General features: G+C 70.3%; 19 protein-coding genes. 18 read left to right on the forward strand and 1 reads right to left on the reverse strand.

Annotated elements, in window-relative coordinates; all coding sequences use genetic code 11:
* The first annotated feature begins 46 nt into the window (after positions 1-46).
* Positions 47-1,135: a peptide chain release factor 1 gene (prfA, locus tag ACFP2T_RS39615; RefSeq protein WP_377431631.1), complete on the forward strand. Its 1,089-nt coding sequence runs from the start codon at positions 47-49 to the stop codon at positions 1,133-1,135.
* Between the two features lie 36 nt (positions 1,136-1,171).
* Here prfA and ACFP2T_RS39620 read toward each other — a convergent pair whose 3' ends face one another.
* Positions 1,172-2,746, reverse strand: a complete 1,575-nt coding sequence (locus tag ACFP2T_RS39620; RefSeq protein ID WP_377431634.1) for a GGDEF domain-containing protein — start codon at positions 2,744-2,746, stop codon at positions 1,172-1,174.
* Positions 2,747-2,914: 168 nt separating this feature from the next.
* On the opposite strand from ACFP2T_RS39620, the gene prmC reads away from it, so the two are divergent.
* The 17 genes from prmC (at position 2,915) to ACFP2T_RS39705 (ending at position 20,234) form a co-directional block, all read left to right on the forward strand.
* Positions 2,915-3,898 carry a peptide chain release factor N(5)-glutamine methyltransferase gene (gene prmC, locus ACFP2T_RS39625; protein WP_377431637.1) on the forward strand — a complete coding sequence of 328 codons (984 nt, stop codon included), beginning with the start codon at positions 2,915-2,917 and terminating at the stop codon, positions 3,896-3,898.
* Between the two features lie 106 nt (positions 3,899-4,004).
* Positions 4,005-4,649 (forward strand): L-threonylcarbamoyladenylate synthase, encoded by a 645-nt coding sequence (locus tag ACFP2T_RS39630; RefSeq protein ID WP_377432374.1) that lies wholly within the window; start codon positions 4,005-4,007, stop codon positions 4,647-4,649.
* A gap of 1 nt (position 4,650) precedes the next feature.
* Positions 4,651-5,292 carry an arsenate reductase/protein-tyrosine-phosphatase family protein gene (locus ACFP2T_RS39635; protein ID WP_377431640.1) on the forward strand — a complete coding sequence of 214 codons (642 nt, stop codon included), beginning with the start codon at positions 4,651-4,653 and terminating at the stop codon, positions 5,290-5,292.
* 208 nt (positions 5,293-5,500) lie between these two features.
* Positions 5,501-7,876 (forward strand): transglycosylase domain-containing protein, encoded by a 2,376-nt coding sequence (locus ACFP2T_RS39640; protein WP_377431642.1) that lies wholly within the window; start codon positions 5,501-5,503, stop codon positions 7,874-7,876.
* Positions 7,877-8,000: 124 nt separating this feature from the next.
* On the forward strand, positions 8,001-9,299 hold the full coding sequence (locus ACFP2T_RS39645; RefSeq protein ID WP_377431644.1) for a serine hydroxymethyltransferase: 1,299 nt from the start codon (positions 8,001-8,003) through the stop codon (positions 9,297-9,299).
* A complete protein-coding gene (locus ACFP2T_RS39650) occupies positions 9,292-9,798 on the forward strand; it encodes a hypothetical protein (RefSeq protein WP_377431647.1) in 507 nt (168 codons plus the stop codon). The genes ACFP2T_RS39645 and ACFP2T_RS39650 overlap by 8 nt, the downstream gene beginning before the upstream one ends.
* Before the next feature lie 206 nt (positions 9,799-10,004).
* Entirely contained in the window at positions 10,005-10,235 is a 231-nt protein-coding gene (locus ACFP2T_RS39655) for an AtpZ/AtpI family protein (RefSeq protein WP_377431650.1), read from the forward strand.
* A 12-nt stretch (positions 10,236-10,247) separates the two neighbouring features.
* Entirely contained in the window at positions 10,248-11,048 is an 801-nt protein-coding gene (gene atpB, locus ACFP2T_RS39660) for a F0F1 ATP synthase subunit A (protein WP_377431652.1), read from the forward strand.
* Between the two features lie 69 nt (positions 11,049-11,117).
* Complete coding sequence (locus ACFP2T_RS39665; protein WP_192771784.1) at positions 11,118-11,351, forward strand: ATP synthase subunit c family protein; 234 nt, start codon at positions 11,118-11,120, stop codon at positions 11,349-11,351.
* A gap of 26 nt (positions 11,352-11,377) precedes the next feature.
* The gene (locus tag ACFP2T_RS39670) at positions 11,378-11,956 is read left to right on the forward strand and encodes a F0F1 ATP synthase subunit B (protein WP_377431655.1); all 579 of its coding nucleotides are present in this window, start codon (positions 11,378-11,380) and stop codon (positions 11,954-11,956) included.
* On the forward strand, positions 11,956-12,777 hold the full coding sequence (locus tag ACFP2T_RS39675) for a F0F1 ATP synthase subunit delta (protein WP_377431658.1): 822 nt from the start codon (positions 11,956-11,958) through the stop codon (positions 12,775-12,777). The genes ACFP2T_RS39670 and ACFP2T_RS39675 overlap by 1 nt, the downstream gene beginning before the upstream one ends.
* A gap of 84 nt (positions 12,778-12,861) precedes the next feature.
* On the forward strand, positions 12,862-14,517 hold the full coding sequence (atpA, locus tag ACFP2T_RS39680; protein WP_377431660.1) for a F0F1 ATP synthase subunit alpha: 1,656 nt from the start codon (positions 12,862-12,864) through the stop codon (positions 14,515-14,517).
* Positions 14,518-14,526: 9 nt separating this feature from the next.
* Entirely contained in the window at positions 14,527-15,459 is a 933-nt protein-coding gene (locus tag ACFP2T_RS39685) for a F0F1 ATP synthase subunit gamma (RefSeq protein WP_377431663.1), read from the forward strand.
* A complete protein-coding gene (gene atpD / locus ACFP2T_RS39690) occupies positions 15,459-16,895 on the forward strand; it encodes a F0F1 ATP synthase subunit beta (protein WP_377431665.1) in 1,437 nt (478 codons plus the stop codon). Before ACFP2T_RS39685 ends, atpD begins: the two co-directional genes overlap by 1 nt.
* 341 nt (positions 16,896-17,236) lie before the next feature.
* Positions 17,237-18,391 (forward strand): LCP family protein, encoded by a 1,155-nt coding sequence (locus ACFP2T_RS39695; RefSeq protein WP_377432375.1) that lies wholly within the window; start codon positions 17,237-17,239, stop codon positions 18,389-18,391.
* A 199-nt stretch (positions 18,392-18,590) separates the two neighbouring features.
* A complete protein-coding gene (locus ACFP2T_RS39700) occupies positions 18,591-19,862 on the forward strand; it encodes an LCP family protein (RefSeq protein WP_377431668.1) in 1,272 nt (423 codons plus the stop codon).
* A gap of 90 nt (positions 19,863-19,952) precedes the next feature.
* A complete protein-coding gene (locus ACFP2T_RS39705; RefSeq protein ID WP_192765091.1) occupies positions 19,953-20,234 on the forward strand; it encodes a F0F1 ATP synthase subunit epsilon in 282 nt (93 codons plus the stop codon).
* The last annotated feature ends 6 nt before the right edge of the window (positions 20,235-20,240 follow it).

Here is a 20,240-nt window from a genome sequence, read left to right on the forward strand (position 1 = left end):
CATTTCCAGCCCTACCCGCAGGAGTTCCGGCAGAAGGAGTACGAGCATGAGCGGCGACCGGCTGGCCAGCCTCCTCGACGAGTACGCGGAGCTGGAACGACGGCTCGCCGATCCGGCGATCCACGGTGACCAGAACACCGCCCGGCGGGTGGGCCGACGGTTCGCCGAGCTGACCCCGCTGCACAAGGCCGCCGACGAGCTGGAGCAGGCCCGCGCCGACCTGACCGCGGCCCGCGAGTTGGCCGCCGAGGATCCGTCGTTCGCGGCCGAGGCGGAGTCCATCGCCGCGGTCCTGCCGGCGCTCGAAGCCCGGCTGGCCGAACTGCTGATCCCGCGCGACCCGCACGACGCCAAGGACGTGATCCTGGAGATCAAGGCGGGCGAGGGCGGCGAGGAGTCCGCACTGTTCGCCGGAGACCTGCTCCGGATGTACCTCCGGTACGCCGAGCGGCACGGCTGGGCGACCGAGGTGCTCGACGCGCAGGACTCCGACCTCGGCGGGGTCAAGGACGTCTCGCTCGCGGTCAAGGCCAGGGGCGTGCCGGAGGGCGGAAACGGGGTCTGGTCCCGGCTGAAGTGGGAGGGCGGGGTGCACCGGGTGCAGCGGGTGCCCGTCACCGAGTCCCAGGGCCGGATCCACACCAGTGCCGCCGGCGTGCTCGTACTGCCCGAAGCCGAGGACGTCGACGTCACGATCGACCCGAACGAGCTGCGGATCGACGTCTTCCGGTCGTCCGGGCCGGGTGGCCAGTCGGTCAACACCACCGACTCGGCGGTCCGGATCACCCACCTGCCGACCGGGATCGTGGTCTCCTGCCAGAACGAGAAGTCCCAGTTGCAGAACCGGGAGCAGGCCATGCGGATCCTGCGGGCCCGGCTGCTCGCCAACGCGCAGGAGCAGGCCGACGCGGCCGCGTCGGATGCCCGGCGGTCGCAGGTCCGTACCGTGGACCGGTCCGAGCGGATCCGTACGTACAACTTCCCGCAGAACCGGATCACCGACCACCGGATCGGGTACACGGCGTACAACCTGGACCTGGCGCTGGCCGGCGACCTCGACGGGGTACTCGACGCGCTGGCCGAGGCGGACCGGTCGGCACGGCTGGCCGGCGAGACCGAGCTGTCCCGGCGCTGACCGGTCGACCGCTGACCGGGGCGGGAGGGCGGGGCGTCAGGGTGCCGCGTGGGTCGGCGCCGCGTGGCTCCGGGCCTTGACGCGCAGCATCTCCCGGTCGGCGAGTTCGAACGCGGTGCCCAGCGCGTCCCGCAGGCCGGCACCCGAACCCCGTACCTCGGCGAAGCCCACGCTCACCCCGACCGGGATGCCCGGCACCACCGACTCCCAGTCCTCGGCCGTGACCGCCGCACCGATCCGCCGGCCCACCTCGCCGGCCTCGGCCATCCCGGCACCGGGCAGCACCACCACGAACTCGTCACCGCCGTACCGGGCGACGAAGTCACCCCGGCGCATCACCCGGTTGATCACCCCGGCGACCCGCTGCAACACCAGGTCACCGGAGTGGTGCCCGTGGGTCGTGTTCACCGCCTTGAAGCCGTCCAGGTCGACCACGCCGATCACCGCCGGCTCGCCCCGGCTGACCATCCCGGCCACGTACCGCTCCAGCCGGCGCCGGTTCGGCAGCCCGGTGAGCGGGTCGGTCAACGCCTCGCCCTCGTACCGGGCCGCCTCCCGGCGCATCTCCTCGTGCTCGATCCGCGCCGCGATGCCGTCCACGTAGACGTCCCGGAGCCGGTCGTTGCGCTGGGTCGCCAACCGGAACGCGTACCGGTCGGCGCGGTGCGCGGCGGCGTGGTCGCCGATTCCCGCGTACGCCAGGCTGGAGAGCCGGGCGTGTTCCGCCGCGCCCAGCGTCTCGGCGGAGACCTGGATCGACTCCAGCCGGGTTATCGCCTCCGCCGGCCGCCCGGCGGCGATGGCGAGGCACGCCCCGCCGAGTTGGCTCATGTCCCGGGTCCGGGTGCTGTCCCCGCCGTTGCCGAGCAGCCAGGCGGGATCGAGTTCCGCCAACTCCGGCCGGTCGACCGCCGCGCCGAGGGCGGCCCGCCGGGCCAGCGCGTACCCGTACGCCGCCCGGCTGCTCGGGCGCAGCTGTCCGGCCGTACCGGCCCGGACGAACCGTTCCAGGTCACCGCCGACGTCCCGGAGTACCCGCAGGCAGCCGTCGCTGTCCCCGTGATGGTCCAGCGCGACGGCGTTGCGCAGCCGGATGCCGGGGGCGGCGAAGGTCTCCTCCGGAATCCCGGCGGCGAGCCCCAACCGGCGGGCCCGCTCGATGGCCCCGAGGGCGTAGCCGTGGAAGCTGAGGTAGGAGTAGGCCATCGCCAGGTCGTGCCAGCCCCAGGCGGTCTCCCGGTCCGGATCCTCCACCGAGCCCAGCGCCCGGGCGCCCCGCACCAGATGGGTGACGCAGCGGTCCAGGGCGCCCTGGTTGTGCGCCGCCAGCGCGGCGAGGGCGTGCAGGTGCCCGTGCAGGTACGGGTCCGGCAGGTCCCGGGCCGCGTCGAACGCCTGCTCGACCGCCCTGGTGTACTCGGCCGTACGACCCAGGTTGAGGATCGCGGAGAGCCGCTGCAACAGCGCGTCCGCCCGCGAGTAGGGGTCGTCGGTGGTGTTGATGACCTGCTCGAAGATCAGACACGCCTCGGCGGACCGGCTGCTCTCCATGAGGGCGTGGGCGCGCATCAACTCCTCGGCCCGGTCTCCGACCCGGTCGAGCCAACTCACGCACAACCTCCATCGCCTCGCCAGCGGCCCCGTCGGTCCCTACAGCGGTCCCGTCGACCCGGCGGGACGTCCCGTCCGGTCCCGCGACCGGCCGGTGCAACCCGCCGATCCGGAGCGGAAACGCACCCGCAACACGATGATCCCCGGCCGACGTTTCATGATTATGTCGTGACGCGTATTCCCCAGCATCCCGACGAAGGGACAGAACGGACCCGGCCGTCGGTCGCGGCCGCGCTCGCGGCGACCGAACTGGCGGCGGCCGGGGTCGATCCGGCCAGGACCGAGGCGGAGCTGCTGGTGGCGTACGTCCTCGGGGTGCGGCGCGGTGCGCTGGCCCTGGCCGACCCGCTCACCCCCGGGCAACTCGCCCGGCTCCGGAACCTCGTCGACCGGCGGTCCCGGCACGAGCCGTTGCAGCACCTGCTCGGCACGGCGGCGTTCCGGCACCTGGAACTGGCGGTCGGGCCCGGAGTCTTCGTGCCCCGCCCGGAAACCGAACTGCTGGCCGGTTGGGGCATCGCGCAGGCCCGCCGGGTCGGTCGGGCCGAGCCGGGCGGGGCGGAACTCGCCGGAGAGACCGGCCCGGCGGTCCCGGCCGTCGACCGGCACCCGCGTCCGGCGATCGTGGTCGACCTGTGCAGCGGCACCGGCGCGATCGCGCTCTCGGTCGCCGACGAGGTGCCGGGGGTACGGGTGTTCGCGGTCGAGCGGGCCGCTCCGGCGCTGGCCTGGTTGCGCCGCAACGCCGCCGCGCGGGCCGGGGCTGGCGACCCGCCGATCGAGGTCGTCGCCGGTGACGTCGCGGACCCGAGTCTGCTCGACGACCTCGCCGGCCGGGTGGACGTGCTGCTCTGCAACCCCCCGTACGTGCCGGACGGCACCGGCGTACCCCCGGAGGTCGCCGCCCACGATCCGGCGGACGCGGTCTTCGGCGGCCCGGACGGGCTCGCGGTGATCCGGCTCGTGCTGGACCGGGCGGCCCGGCTGCTGCGTCCGGGTGGCGCCCTGGGCATCGAGCACGACGACACGCATGGGACGGCGGTTCCCGACCTGTTGCGCGCGGGCGGCCGGTTCGTCGACATCGTCGACCACCCGGACCTGGTCGGCCGGCCCCGGTTCGCCACCGCCCGCCGGGCCGGCGCGGCGGCCTGACCCGCCCCGACGTCGGCCGGTGGGGCCGCCCGGCGGGACGGCCGGGAACGCGGCGTAGTACCCGTGCCACGATGGGCGCTCCGGCGTGGCAGACTGGCTCCTCGTGATGCTCTACGACTGCCGGTCCCTCGCGGACCGTGACCGAGGCATTGCCGCGGCAATCGAGGCGGTCAAGAACGGCGAACTGGTCGTCATGCCGACCGACACGGTCTACGGGGTCGGCGCGGACGCCTTCACGCCGTACGCCGTCAAGGCACTGCTCAATGCCAAGGGGCGGGACCGGCAGCACCCTCCGCCGGTGCTGGTCGGCTCCCGGCGCACCCTCGACGGGCTCGTCTTCATGCTGCCGACCGCCGCCCGCGAGCTGGCCGACGCGTTCTGGCCCGGCGCGCTGACCATCGTGGTCGAGCACTCGCCCAGCCTCCAATGGGACATCGGCGAGACCGCCGGCACCGTGGCGGTACGGATGCCGCTGCATCCGGTCGCCCTGGAGGTGCTCCGCGAGACCGGGCCGATGGCCGTCTCCTCGGCGAACAAGACCGGGCAGCCTCCGGCGGTCACCGCCGAGGAGGCCCGGGAGCACCTGGGTTACGCGGTGCGGGCGTACCTGGAGGCGGGGGTCTGCCCCGAGCCGGTGCCGAGCACCATCGTCGACGTGACCGGCGAGGTGCCCCGGGTGCTGCGGCAGGGCGCGATCCCGCTGGAGAAGCTGCGCGACGTGGTGCCGGAGATCCAGGGCGAGGTGTTCTGACGTGCCGCCGTTCACGGTGCTGCACGTCTGCATGGGCAACATCTGCCGGTCCCCGATGGCGGAACGGCTGCTCTCGCTGGCGGTACGGGAACGGCTGGCGCGGCGCTCGGCCGGTGCGGCGGTCGACGCCGGGGCGGCGGACCACCTGGTGCACAGCCACAGCGCCGGCACCGGTGCCTGGCACGCCGGTGAGGAGATGAACCCGCCGGCCGCCCGGCAGGTGCGGTCCCGGGGCGGTGACGCCGACGACTTCGGCGCCCGCAAGCTCCGGTCCGAGCACATCGACGCGGCCGATCTGGTGTTGACGGCAACGGCCGACCAGCAGGAGTACGTGGTGGCGCTGCGCCCCGACGCCGCCGCCCGCACCTTCGTCCTCGGCGAGTTCGCCCGCCTCCTGGCCGGCCTGGACACCTCGACCCTGCCCCCGGCCACCGACCACCCCGACCCGGACACCCTCTACGCCCGGGGCGTCGCCCTGGTGGCCGCCGTGGAGAAAACCCGCCGCGGCTCCTCCTCCACCACCTCCCCCCTCCCCACCGACGACCTCGACGACCCGTGGGGCCGCGGCGACCAGTGCTTCAGCCGCGTCGCCGACGAGATCGAGGAGGCCGTACGGCCCCTCGCGGCCGTCCTACTGCCGTAAGGATGTAAGGAAGGGCCCCTTCTTATCGCTTTCGGTAGAAGAAGGGCCCCCGCCTAACACCTCTCTCGTCACTCTGATTCGTGAATGTGGTGCGGGTTTAGGGCAAAAAGGGTGCACCGGGCGAAATATGACGGCAGGCTGACGGGGTCCCAAACCTGACGCGCTTGTTCGGGTTGCGCCGTTCGCCGTTCCGCCCGGGAGGTACCGCATGCTCCGGCTGCGGCTGAATCAACTCTGGACCCTCTTTCTGGCCGGGGTGCTCTCCGGCACCATCCTGGCGGCGGCGGCGCTGCCGGCGTACGTGCTGCTGGCGGTGGGGCTGAAGTCGGCCGGGGCGCGGTACGAGGACCTACCTCAGGACCTGCGGACCCCGCCGACCGCCCAGCGCTCCTACCTCTACGCCGGCGACGGCCGGACGCTGATCACCTCGTTCTACGACGAGAACCGGACGAACGTGCCGCTGACCGAGGTGTCCCTGGTGATGCGGCAGGCCACGGTGGCGGCCGAGGACGCCCGGTTCTACGAGCACGGCGGTGTCGACGTACGCGGCGTGCTCCGCGCGTTCGTCGCCAACAAGGTGGGCGGGGAGGTACGGCAGGGCGCCTCGACGCTGACCATGCAGTACGTCCGCAACGTGCTCAAGAGCGATCCCAGCCTGACCGAGGAGCAGCGTGCCGAGGCGACCGCCACCACGCCGGGCCGCAAGCTCCAGGAGATGCGGTACGCGCTGGCGCTGGAACGGCGGCTGTCCAAGGACGAGATCCTGAGCCGCTACCTGAACATCGCCTACTTCGGTGCCGGGGCGTACGGCATCGCCGCCGCCAGCCAGCGGTACTTCTCGAAGCCGGCCCGCCAACTGAACCTGGCCGAGGCCGCCATGCTCGCCGGCCTGGTGCGCTCGCCGGAGACGGACAGCCCGATCGGCGGTGACGCCGGGGCGGCGCTGGCCCGCCGCTGGTACGTACTGCGCCAGATGGCCGACACCGGGGTGATCTCGACGGAGACGGCGACCCGGGCCCAGGCGGGCCGGTTGCTGCTGCGACCCGGCGCCGAACCCAACGACTGCGCGGGAATCGCCGACGGGCACTCCGACTGGGGCTTCTTCTGCGACTACTTCCGCCGCTGGTGGACCGCGAACCCGGCCTTCGGACACACGGTCGACCAGCGGCAACAGACGCTGCGCCGGGGCGGTTACCGCATCGTCACCTCGCTCGACCCGGCCATCCAGGCCAGCGCGCTGCAACAGACCCTCAAGGTGTACGGCTACTCCGACCGCCGGGCCATGCCGATGGCAGTGGTGCAGCCCGGCAGCGGCCGGGTCCTGGCGTTCGCGGTGAACCGGCACTACCGGCTCGACCCCAATCCGCCGGGGCAGGAGAACTATCCGAACACGGTCAACCAGTTGATCGCCGGGGGCGGGGACATCGACGGCTACCAGGCCGGCTCGACGTTCAAGCTCTTCACCATGCTCGCCGCGCTGGAGTCCGGGATGCCGCTCAGCGCGGGTTACGTCGCGCCGTCCCGGCTGTTGACCAGTTATCCGGTCAGTGGGCCGAACAGCTGTGCCGGTTACTGGTGTCCGGCCAACGCCAACCCGGGCTGGATGGACGGCTACCGCAACATGTGGACGGGCTTCGGACGCTCGGTGAACACCTACTTCGTGGCGTTGGAGCAGCGGGTCGGCGCGGACGAGGCGGTGCGGATGGCCGAGCGGCTGGGCATCGTGTTCCGGGCCGACGGCGACGCCCGGCTGGCCACGTACGGGGCGCGCGGCTGGGGCGCGTTCACCCTCGGCGTCGCCGCCACCACCCCGCTCGACCTGGCCAACGCGTACGCGACGCTGGCCGCCGACGGGACGTACTGCAAGCCGTTGCCGGTGCTCTCCGTCGTCGACGCCGCCGGCCGGCCGGTGCCGGCCGCCGCGCCGACCTGTGGCCGGATGCTCCGACCCGAGGTGGCCCGGGCGGCGACGGACGCGGCCCGCTGCCCGGTGGGCAACCAGTCGGCGTACCGGCAGTGTGACGGTGGCAGCGCGCCCGAGGTGACCGGGATCCTCGGCGCGCAGCCGGTGGCCGGCAAGACCGGCAGCGCGGAGGGGTACACCAGCGAGACGTTCGTCGCCTTCACCCCGCAGCTCGCGGCGGCGGCCATCGCCGCGAACCCGGACGACCCGAGCGACGCGGTCGGTGCGCCGGTGCAGCGGAAGGTCATCGCCGCGGTGGCCACCACCATGGCGTCGGCCCTGAAGGGCAAGCCACGGCGGGACTTCACCCCGCCCGGCCGGGAGATCGCCTTCGGTGACAGCGCGGACGACCTCGGCCCCCGTCCGGTCGTTCCGGTCCCGGTCCCACCCGTGCCGACTCCCGGCCCTACCGCTCCGGCTCCGGTCCCGCCGGCTCCGACCGGTCCGGTCCCCGGCGCCACGCCGGTCCCCACCCCGCCGGTCTTCGTCGTTCCCCGCCCCACCCCGCCGGTCCCGACGAAACCGCCGGTGAGGCCGCCGGTCCGGACCCCGCCGGGCCCGGCGGCTCCCCGCCCCAACCTGCCGGAGCCGACCCTGCCGGGCCTCGTCCTGCGGCCCTGAGTCCTCGGGCGGACCGCTCCGCCCGGTCGGTGCCGGTCGCCGGCAGGTCGGCCGGTCTCCACCCGGGTACGCCCCTAAACTCGGACCCGGCCCGACGGCGAAGGCGACGAGGGGACGTGTCCGGATGAGCGAGCGCAGCGGAACGTCGACGCCCTTCTGGGGGCCGGACTTCGGCGAGTTGGCCGAGACCGACCCGGAGATCGCGGCGGTGGTGCTCGGCGAACTCGACCGGGTGCGCGGCGGGTTGCAGTTGATCGCCAGCGAGAACCTGACCTCGCCGGCGGTGCTGGCGGCGCTCGGCTCGACGCTGACCAACAAGTACGCCGAGGGCTATCCGGGGCGCCGCTACTACGGCGGGTGTGCCGAGGTGGACCGGGCCGAGCAGATCGGCATCGACCGGGCGAAGGAACTGTTCGGCGCCGAGCACGCCAACCTCCAACCACACTCCGGGGCGAGTGCCAACCTGGCCGCGTACGCCGCGCTGGTGCAGCCCGGCGACACGGTGCTGGCGATGGACCTTCCGCACGGCGGACACCTGACCCACGGCAGCCGGGTCAACTTCTCCGGCAAGTGGTTCGCCACCGTCGGTTACCAGGTCCGCCGGGACACCGAACTGATCGACTACGACGAGGTACGCGAGCTGGCCCTGGCGCACCGGCCCAAGATGATCATCTGTGGTGCGACCGCCTACCCCCGACTGATCGACTTCGCCCGGTTCCGCGAGATCGCGAACGAGGTCGACGCGTACCTGATGGTGGACGCGGCGCACTTCATCGGGCTGGTCGCCGGCCGGGCGGTCCCGTCACCGGTGCCGTACGCCGACGTGGTCTGCGCCACCACCCACAAGGTGCTGCGTGGGCCGCGCGGCGGCATGATCCTGTGCCGCGAGTCACTCGCCGACCGGATCGACAAGGCGGTCTTCCCGTTCACCCAGGGCGGGCCGTTGATGCACGCGGTCGCGGCCAAGGCGGTGGCGCTGCGCGAAGCGGCGACGCCCGCGTACCAGGCGTACGCTGCCCAGGTGGTTCACAACGCGCAGGCGCTCGCCACCGCACTCGCGGCGGAGGGAATGCGCCCCGTCTCCGGCGGTACCGACACCCACCTCGCCCTGATCGACCTGCGCGAGGTCGGAGTGACCGGCCGGGACGCCGAGGCGCGCTGCGACGCCGCCGCGATCACCCTGAACAAGAACGCGATCCCGTACGACCCGCAGAAGCCGATGACCGCCTCGGGTATCCGGGTCGGCACCCCGAGCGTCACCACCCAGGGCATGGGTGCGGAGGAGATGCGGCGGATCGCCGGCCTGATCTCCCGCGCGGTGCGGACCGACCCGACCGCTCCGGGGGGCGCGGACATCCTCGCCGGCCTCGCCGTCGACGTCGCCGACCTGGTGGCCGCCTTCCCGGCGTACCCCCGTGGCTGAGTCGGCGGACCGGCCGGCCCCGGTGGCCGAGCGCCCGGAGACGGTGCGGGCGGTATCGACGCCGGAGACCGGGAAGGCCGGGGCGGCGGAGTCGGACCGGCACTGGCGGCTGGCGCACCTGCCGGTGGTCCTCGGCGCGTCGCTGGGCCTGCTCGTCCTCGCCACCCTGATCGGCGGACTGGTCCGAGGTGGTGCCGGCGCGGCCGGCGCGGCGGCCGGGGTGGGCCTGGTCACCGTGAGCTACCTGTCGTCGACCCTGGTGATCGCCTGGGCCGACTCGGTCCACTCGAGTCTCGTCCTGCCCTTCGGCGTGGCGATGTACGTCGCCAAGTTCGGTGTGATCGGTGTGGTGATGGCCGGTGTCGCCGACAGCGGCTGGGCCGGTCTGGCCCCGTTCGGCTGGGGAGTGGTGGTCGGGGTGATCGCCTGGACCGGGGCGAACATCTGGTGGGTCACCACCGTGCACCAGGCCCGGCTGCGCCGCGCCGCCCAACCGTGACGCGGCTCACTTCCTGACCGCGCAGACCTGCGGTAAGTCCCGTACACGGGACTACACAGAAAACTGTCAGTGATCGGTCATTTTCCCATTGGCGGAACCGGAGTAGCGTGCCCACAGACGACGCGCCCGCCAAGAGGCCCACACAACCACGTTGTGCGGGGGGTGAGGCACAGCCTCGTATCCCCGGCTGATATCGTTCGGCCGTCATGACCGGTGACCAAACCCCCCAACCCGCAGGTGACTCGGGCACGCCCGAGGCCGGCGAGGGCTGGACTGCGCTGGCATACCTCATTGGAGGTCTGGCGGTGTGGGGTTTCATCGGTTGGTTGGTCGACCAGTGGCTCGAAACCGATGGCCTCGCCACCGGAATCGGGTTCCTGCTCGGCGGGGCCGGGGGCGTCTACCTGGTCATCCGCCGGCTCGGCACCCCTAGCTAGGGAAGGGACGCGGTGATCGGACAGTCGGTCGTCCTCGCGGAGGGCGAAGTACCGTTTCCACCCAGCGTGGAGGACTTCTTCCTACCGAGCATCTATCCGTGGGGGGAGCACAACTCCTACTGGATCACGAAGTTCACGGTGCTGGTCTGGTTGGGCGTCGCGGCGACGATCATCTTCTTCCTGGTGACCTACCGGAACCCGAAGTTGGTGCCGACGAAGAAGCAGTGGATCGCCGAGTCGATCTACGGCTTCGTCCGGAACAACATCGCGGTCGACATGATCGGTCACCGGGGTGTCGCCTTCGCGCCGTACCTCACCACGCTCTTCGTGTTCATCTTCGTGAACAACCTGTGGCAGATCATTCCGTTCGTGCAGATCTCGCCGATGGCGCACATCGCCTTCCCGGCGATCCTGGCGATCATCAGCTACGTGATGTTCATCTGGGTGGGCATCCGGCACCACGGTTTCGCAAAGTTCTTCAAGCATTCACTGATGCCGCCGGCGCCGTGGTTCATGCAGCCGCTGCTGATCCCGATCGAACTCTTCTCGACGTTCATCGCCCGGCCGGTGTCGCTGGCGCTGCGGTTGTTCGCCAACCTGTTCGCCGGGCACATCATCCTGCTGGTCTTCACGCTGGGCGGCTTCGTCCTGCTGAACGCCGACTCGTTCTTCCTCAAGCCGATCTCGTTGCTCTCCTGGGCGGTGTCGATCGCGATCACCTTCCTCGAGGCTCTGGTGATCGTCCTGCAGGCCTACATCTTCACCGTGCTGAGCGCGAGCTACGTGCAGGGCGCGCTCGCCGACGAACACTGACCCACAACCGCACACCGTTGTCGTCCCGCGTGAACCGTCACGCGTGATTTCAGGAGGAACCAACCAATGATGACGTCCCTTGCCGCCGTCGAAATCACCGGCAGCCTCAGCGCCATCGGCTACGGCCTCGCCGCCATCGGCCCGGGTATCGGTGTCGGCCTGGTCTTCGCCGCCTACATCAACTCGACGGCGCGTCAGCCGGAGTCGTCCCGCCTGACCCTGCCGTACGTCTGGATCGGCTTCGCCGTCATCGAGCTGCTGGCCCTGCTGGGCATCGCCTTCGGCTACGCCTTCGGTAACTAGCCGTACCCCTCGAACGGGAGGTTCCGATGTTCGCCGCCATTCTCGCCGCGGAGGGCGCCAAAGAGCACAACCCGATCATCCCGCTGTGGCAGGAGATCGTGGTTGGCTCGGTGGCCTTCGCCATCCTCTGCTTCATGCTGATGAAGTTCGTCTTCCCCCGCATGGAGCAGACCTTCCAGGCCCGGGTCGACGCGATCGAGGGCGGTATCAAGCGCGCCGAGGCCGCCCAGGCCGAGGCCAACCAGTTGCTTGAGCAGTACCGCGCGCAGCTCGCCGAGGCACGTACCGACGCGGCGAAGATCCGCGACGACGCGCGGGCCGACGCCGAGGGCATCCGTTCGGACGTCCTCGCCAAGGCCCGGGAGGAGTCGGACCGGATCATCGCGGCCGGCAAGGACCAGCTCGCCGCGGAACGGGCGACCATCGTGCGCGAGCTGCGTACCGAGGTCGGCACCATCGCGGTCGACCTGGCCAGCCGGATCGTCGGTGAGTCGCTGGCCGACGAGGCCCGTCGCAAGGGCACGGTCGAGCGGTTCCTGGCCGATCTGGAGACCGTCGGGGCCGGCAACGGTTCGGCCAACGGCTCCGCCGTGCGGGCGAGCTGATGCAGGCCGCCAGCCGGGAGTCGTACGCCGCCGCCGGGCAGCGTCTCGACGCGTACGCCCGGGACGCCGAGGCGTCCCGGATCGCCGCCACCGGTGACGAGATCGGCACGGTGGCCGGGGTGCTGCGGCGCGAGCCGCGGTTGCGCCGCGCCCTGTCCGACCCGGCCCGGAGCGGTGAGGATCGGGCCGCCCTGCTCGACGCCCTGCTCGGGGACAAGATCGGTGCGGACGCCAAGGAACTGCTCGGCGTGCTGGCGACCGGCCGCTGGTCGGCGCCGTCCGAGCTGCTCGAAGCCACCGAGCGGCTGGGTGTGGAGGCGCTGCTGGCCAGCGCCGACCGCGCCGGGGACCTGGGCGAGGTGGAGGACGAGCTGTTCCGCTTCGGGCAGGTCGTCGCCGCGGACCCGGAGCTGAGCAACGTGCTCTCCGACCCGATCGCTCCGGTCGCGCAGCGGGCCGAGCTGACCGGATCGCTGCTGTCCGGCAAGGCCAGTGCGGTGACCATCCGGCTGGTCGAGGTTGCCCTCGCCGGGTTCGGCGGGCGCTCCTTCACCGGGTCACTGACCCGGCTGGTGGAGCTGGCCGCCGACCGGCGGGACCGTCAGGTGGCCTACGTCACCGTCGCGGCCCCGCTCACCGACGAGGAAGAGCGACGGTTGGGGAGCAAGCTCACCGAGCTATACGGTCGAGAGGTCACCGTCAAGCAGACGGTGGATCCGACGGTACTCGGCGGGCTCAGTGTCCAGATCGGATCCGATCTCTACGACGGCACGATCCTGCGCCGCCTCACCGATACCCGAAACGCGCTCGCGAAGCGTTGAGCACATCCTGACGCCCGCGCCGAGCGCCGAGCAGACATTCACCGCCGTTCCGGTTAACCGGGCCCTGAATAGAGGAAGAAGAGGATGGCCGAGCTGACCATCTCGTCGGAGGAGATCCGCGGCGCGCTGGAGCGCTACGTCTCCTCCTATTCGCCCGACGTCTCCCGTGAGGAGGTCGGCACCGTCGCCGACGCCGGTGACGGCATCGCCCACGTCGAGGGCCTGCCCTCGACGATGACCAACGAGCTGCTGGAGTTCGAGGACGGCACCCTCGGGGTGGCGCTGAACCTCGACGTCCGGGACATCGGCGTCGTGGTGCTCGGCGACTACGCCGGCATCGAGGAGGGCCAGCGGGTCAAGCGGACCGGCCGGGTGCTCTCGGTGCCGGTCGGTGACGCGTTCCTCGGCCGGGTCGTCGACGCGCTCGGCAAGCCGATCGACGGCCTGGGCGACCTGGCCAACGAGGGCTACCGGGAGCTGGAGCTCCAGGCCCCGAACGTGATGGCCCGGCAGAGCGTCAGCGAGGCGATGCAGACCGGCATCAAGGCCATCGACGCGATGACCGCGATCGGCCGGGGTCAGCGGCAGCTGATCATCGGTGACCGCCGGACCGGCAAGACCACCGTCGCGCTGGACACGATCCTGAACCAGCGGGACAACTGGCGCTCCGGCGACCCGGCCCGGCAGGTCCGCTGCATCTACGTCGCGATCGGCCAGAAGGGCTCCACCATCGCTTCGGTGAAGGGGCTGCTGGAGGAGCACGGCGCGATGGAGTACACCACCATCGTCGCCTCGCCCGCCTCGGACCCGGCCGGCTTCAAGTACATCGCCCCGTACGCCGGCTCGGCAATCGGCCAGCACTGGATGTACGCCGGCAAGCACGTCCTGATCGTCTTCGACGACCTGACCAAGCAGGCGGAGGCGTACCGGGCGGTCTCGCTGCTGCTGCGCCGCCCGCCGGGCCGTGAGGCGTACCCCGGTGACGTCTTCTACCTGCACTCCCGGCTGCTGGAGCGCTGCGCGAAGCTGTCGGACGAGATGGGCGGCGGTTCGATGACCGGTCTGCCGATCATCGAGACCAAGGGCAACGACATCTCGGCGTTCATCCCGACGAACGTCATCTCGATCACCGACGGCCAGATCTTCCTGGAAACCGACCTGTTCAACCAGGGTGTCCGGCCGGCGATCAACGTCGGTACCTCGGTCTCCCGGGTCGGCGGCGCCGCCCAGGTGAAGCCGATGAAGAAGGTGGCCGGCCGGCTCCGGCTGGACCTGGCCCAGTACCGGGAGTTGGAGGCGTTCGCCGCGCTGGCCTCGGACCTGGACAAGGCCTCCCAGGACCAGCTCAGCCGGGGTGCCCGGCTGGTCGAGCTGCTGAAGCAGACGAACTACTCGCCGCTGCCGGTGCACGAGCAGGTCGTCTCGGTCTGGATCGGCACCGAGGGCAAGCTCGACGACATCGCGATCGGTGAGGTCCGCCGGTTCGAGAGCGAGCTCCTGGAGTTCCTCCGGCACCAGTACAAGCCGACGTTGCAGTCGATCGCGGACAACAACTGGGACGACGACATCACCAACGCCCTGAACGAGGCCGTCACGCGGTTTAAGCAGATGTTCCTCGGCAAGGAAGACGAGGTGCGGGTCAACGACGCGGCCGCAGCGCCGATGGAGGGCGAGCAGGACCGCGAGACGGTCACCCGGTACCGAGAGGGCGGCGAGTCCGCCCCGGCCGAGAAGCAGTAGGGCTGACCGGTGGCTGCCCAGGTACGCGTTCTTCGTCAACGGATCCGCTCGGCGAAGTCGATGAAGAAGATCACCAAGGCGATGGAGCTCGTCGCGACGAGCCGACTCGCCAAGGCCCAGTCCCGGGTCGCGGCGTCACAGCCGTACGCCCAGGCCATCACCGGCGTGCTCACGGCGCTGGCGTCCAACGCGGCCATCGACCACCCGCTGCTCACCGCGCGGCCGAGGGTCCGCCGGGCCGGCGTGGTCGTGGTCACCAGTGACCGCGGCCTGGCCGGCGGCTACAGCTCCAACGCGATCAAGGCCGCGGAGTCGCTGATCGCGCGGCTCAAGGCCGACGGCAAGGAGCCGGTGCTGTACGTCATCGGCCGCAAGGGCGTGACGTTCTACCGGTTCCGGCAGCGGAAGATCGAGGCGAGCTGGACCGGTTTCTCCGAGCAGCCGTCGTTCGCCGACGCCAAGGAGGTGGGTGAGACGCTGATCAAGGCGTTCACCTCCGGCGCGGACGACGTCGACGGCGGCGATCCGGGGATCGACGGCGTGCTCGGCGTCGACGAACTGCACATCGTCTTCACGCAGTTCAAGTCGCTGATGTCGCAGACCCCGGTGGCCCGGATCATCGGCCCGATGGAGGTCGAGGACCGGCCGCGCTCCGAGGGGCTGCTTCCGTCGTACGAGTTCGAGCCGGAGGCGGACGCACTGCTCGACGCGCTGCTGCCGAAGTACATCAACACGCGGATCTACGCGGCGTTGATCGAGTCGGCGGCCAGCGAGTCGGCATCCCGCCGTCGGGCGATGAAGAGCGCGACGGACAACGCCGAAGAGATGATCGAGACCTACACGCGCGAGATGAACTCGGCCCGTCAGGCCGGGATCACCCAGGAGATCAGTGAGATCGTCGGCGGCGCGAACGCGCTGGCCGCGTCGGGAAGTGAAGTGTGATGACTGCTCCAGTAGAGACCAAGACCGCGACGGGCCGCGTGGTCCGGGTCATCGGCCCGGTCGTCGACGCCGAGTTCCCGCGCGACGCCATGCCGGAGATCTTCAACGCCCTCAAGGTCGACGTGAACCTCTCCGGTGGCCAGAAGACCCTGACCCTGGAGGTGGCCCAGCACCTGGGCGACAACATGGTCCGGACGATCTCGATGCAGCCGACCGACGGCCTGGTCCGCGGCACCGAGGTACGCGACACCGGCGCGCCGATCACGGTGCCGGTCGGTGACGCCACCAAGGGCCACGTCTTCAACGCCATCGGCGAGGTGCTCAACCTCAAGGAGGGCGAGAAGCTCGAGTTCTCCGACCACTGGGGAATCCACCGCAAGGCGCCCGCCTTCGCGGACCTGGAGCCGAAGACCGAGATGCTGGAGACCGGCATCAAGGTGCTCGACCTGCTGGCCCCGTACGTCAAGGGCGGCAAGATCGGCCTCTTCGGCGGTGCCGGTGTGGGCAAGACGGTGCTGATCCAGGAGATGATCACCCGGGTCGCGAACAACTTCGGTGGCACCTCGGTGTTCGCCGGAGTGGGCGAGCGGACCCGCGAGGGCAACGACCTGATCCACGAGATGACAGAGTCAGGCGTCATCGACAAGACGGCGCTGGTCTACGGCCAGATGGACGAGCCGCCGGGCACCCGGCTGCGGGTCGCGCTCTCGGCGCTGACGATGGCGGAGTACTTCCGGGACGTGAACAAGCAGGAAGTGCTGCTGTTCATCGACAACATCTTCCGGTTCACCCAGGCCGGTTCTGAGGTCTCCACCCTGCTCGGTCGGATGCCGAGCGCGGTGGGTTACCAGCCGACCCTGGCCGACGAGATGGGCGAGTTGCAGGAGCGGATCACCTCGGTCAAGGGCCAGGCGATCACCTCGATGCAGGCGATCTACGTGCCGGCGGACGACTACACCGACCCGGCGCCGGCCACCACGTTCGCCCACCTCGACGCGACCACCAACCTGGAGCGGTCGATCTCCGACAAGGGCATCTACCCGGCGGTGGACCCGCTGGCGTCCTCGTCGCGGATCCTCGCCCCGGAGTACGTCGGCGCCGAGCACTTCGCGGTCGCCTCCGAGGTGAAGCGGATTCTGCAGCGCTACAAGGACCTGCAGGACATCATCGCCATCCTCGGTATCGAGGAGCTCTCGGAAGAGGACAAGCTCACCGTCGGCCGGGCCCGCCGGATCGAGCGGTTCCTGTCGCAGAATACGTACGCGGCCGAGGTCTTCACCGGGATCAAGGGCTCGTACGTGCCGGTGAAGGACACCGTCGAGGCGTTCAAGAAGATCGCCGAGGGTGAGTACGATCACTTCCCCGAGCAGGCCTTCTTCATGTGCGGTGGCCTGGACGACCTGGAGCGCAACGCCCGCGAGCTGATGAAGGACTAGTTCGTTCGCATACGACAGCACAGAACCGCACCGGCATCGGCCGGTGCGGTTCTGTCGTTTCTCCTCGGGCGTCACGGGCGCGGGATGATCGAAGCGATTTCACCGATTTTCAGTGGGTTCCGATGCTTTGGCAACCCGGTTTGGCCAGGTACCGTCGTTGGCGGCCCGCAAATCCAGCGTTGAGTACTGCAACGTCTGTGCCTCGCGGACCCGTCCTTCATCACGGGACGCTACGAACGGAGAGTCTGGTGGGTGAAGGCGGCAAGGGCGCTGGTCGGTCGAGCAGGAGGGCCGGCCGGTCGGGTCGGAAGCACGCGGACCCGAGTCGTCCGGACGGCGAACTGCCGGGCTCGGATAGCCCGGGGGCGGACCAGACCGGTCCCGGCCGGAAAAAGCGACGCAGGTCACGGGTGCCACGCTGGGCCCGGATCTGCACCGTGCTCGGCGCGATGCTGGTCTTCGTCAGCGGAACTGCCCTGGTCGGGTTCGAGGCGGTTCTCGCCCGGTACTCCGGTGCGGTGCAGGAGGGTGACCTCTTCGGCGACGAGGCCGCCGGGGTGCTGCCGGAGAAGAAGTCGGACATCAAGGGCCCACTGAACATCCTGCTGGTGGGCATCGACCCGCGTACGCCGGAGTGGTCGCCGCTGGCCGACTCGATCATGGTGCTGCACGTCAACGAGACGCTGGACTCGGCGTACCTGTTCTCACTGCCCCGGGACCTGCTGGTGCAGATCCCGGCCTTCCCCAAGGCCAACTACTCGGGCGGGACCGAGAAGCTGAACGCCGCCATGTCGCACGGCAGCAAGGTGCCGGGGGCCAAGCTTCCGGACGCCAACCGCGGGTTCGAGCTGCTCTCGCTCACCGTCAGCAAGGTGACCGGGATCAAGCGGTTCGACGCCGGGGCGATCATCAACTTCAGCGGTTTCCAGAAAATCGTCGACGCGATGGGTGGTGTCGACATGTACATCGACCAGAACGTGAAGTCGGAGCACAAGCAGCCGAACGGCAACGCCCGGACGCTCAAGCCCGGCGGCGGCGGCTACCTCGGCCCGCAGGCGCAGTACAAGAAGGGCAACGCCCACCTGAAGGGTTGGCAGGCGCTGGACTACGTCCGGCAGCGGTACGGCCTGCCCAACAGCGACTATGACCGGCAGCGGCACCAGCAGCAGTTCGTCCGGGCAATGGCCGACCAGGCGTTGAGCAAGGACGTGGTGACCAACCCGATCAAGCTCGACGCCGTCCTGCGGGCGGCCGGTAAAGCGCTGATCTTCAACGGTCGGGGGCACGACCTCATCGACTTCGGCTTCGCGATGCGTGGGCTCCGGTCGGACTCCATCCAAATGATCAAGCTGCCGGGTGGTGGCGTGATCGAGGGTGGCGACTACAAGGGGGAGCAGTTCAAGCCGATCGCGGCGGACTTCTTCGACGCGTTGCAGGGCGGGACCATCGACACCTTCGTGATCTCCCATCCGGAGTTGCTGAACAAGGTCAAGTGAGCCGGTCGCGGACCCCTCCCGCGCCGGGCAGGGCTGACCTGGCATCCCTCCGGGAACCGCCGACACCCGTCGACGGGAGAGCACGAAGTTCACCGCCCGGTCAGCCAACGTTCACGGAACTCGTCGATGATCTCTGCAACGTTCCGCCACTGCGCATCCGTCCTTATTCACGGACGCGACGCTCGGATGGGCGCTACGGATGGAGATGCTGGTGATCGAGGACGGCGAGGGTTCTGGCCGGTCCAACAAGCGTGCGGCCGGGGCCAGGAAGGGCCGGTCCGGTGGTGCCGGCGCGGCCGGCGGCGACTCGGAGATCGGTTATCTGGGCAGCGGAGGCGGACGGCCGGTCAAGGAGGGGCGCCGCCGGAAGTCCCGCGTGCCGGTCTGGGCCCGGCTCTGCACCATCTTCGGCGCCGTGCTGGTGGTGCTCAGCGGGGCGGTGCTGGTCGGCTTCGAGGCGATGCTCGCCCGCTACGAGGGCGCGGTGGCCCAGGAGGACCTCTTCGGTGACGAGGCCGCCGGGGCGGCCCCGGAGAAGAAGTCCGACATCAAGGGGCCGCTGAACATCCTGCTGGTCGGCATCGATCCACGGCAGCCGGAGACGCCGCCACTGGCTGACTCGATCATGGTGCTGCACGTGAACGAGACGCTCGACTCGGCGTACCTCTTCTCGCTGCCCCGGGACCTGCTGGTCGACATCCCCCGCTTCGACAAGGCCAACTTCCCGGGCGACACGACGAAGCTGAACGCCGCGATGGCGTACGGCAGCCGGGTGCCCGGCAAGAAGCTGCCGGACGCGGCGCAGGGCTTCGAACTGCTCTCCCTGACGGTCTCCAAGGTGACCGGGATCAAGCGGTTCGACGCCGGTGGGATCATCAACTTCGGCGGCTTCCTGAAGATCGTCGACGCCATGGGCGGCGTCACGATGTACATCGACCAGAACGTGAAGTCGGAGCACCGCCGGCCCGACGGCTCACACCGGGCGCACAAGGCCGTCGGCGAGGGCTACGTCGGCCCCCAGGCCCAGTACAAGAAGGGCACCCGGCACCTGAACGGCTGGCAGGCGCTGGACTACGTCCGGCAGCGGTACCCGAGCAGCGGGGTCGTCGACGGCGACTACGGCCGCCAGCGGCACCAGCAGCAGTTCGTCCGGGCAATGGCCGACCAGGCGTTGAGCAAGGACGTGGTGACCAACCCGATCAAGTTGGACTCCGTTCTCCGGGCGGCGGGAAAGTCGCTGATCTTCAGTGGGCGGGGGCACAAGCTGATCGACTTCGGCTTCGCGCTGCGCAACCTGCGGTCGGACTCGATTCAGATGATCAAGCTTCCGGGCGGTGGTGTCGGCACCGGCAGCAACTACAAGGGTGAGAGGTTCAAGCCGATCGCCGCCGAGTTCTTCGCCGCGTTGAAGGCCGGCACCGTCGACACCTTCGTGATCTCCAACCCGGAGCTGCTGAACAAGGTCAAGTGATCTGATCGCGATCTGGGCCACCCGGCTGGGTGCGGCGGCGGGAGCCGGATTAGACTTTCCCCAATCCCGCCGCCGCAGCAAGGAGACAGCGTGGCACAGCTTCAGGTCGAGCTCGTATCCGTCGAGGAGAAGATCTGGACGGGTGACGCCGAGATGGTCGTCGCGCGGACGACCGAAGGCGAGCTCGGGGTGCTGCCGGGACACGCGCCGCTGCTCGGGCAGCTCGCCGAGCCCGGCCAGGTACGCATCAAGTTGGCCGGTGGCGAGCAGCTCACCTACGAGGTGACCGGCGGGTTCCTGTCGGTGACCGGCGACGGCGTCACGGTCCTGGCCGAGAGCGCCAGCCCGGTAACCGAATCCGCGACGCGCTGACCGAGA

Origin of the sequence: Plantactinospora solaniradicis (assembly GCF_042658085.1) — a bacterium.
Taxonomy (GTDB): Bacteria; Actinomycetota; Actinomycetes; order Mycobacteriales; family Micromonosporaceae; genus Plantactinospora; species Plantactinospora solaniradicis.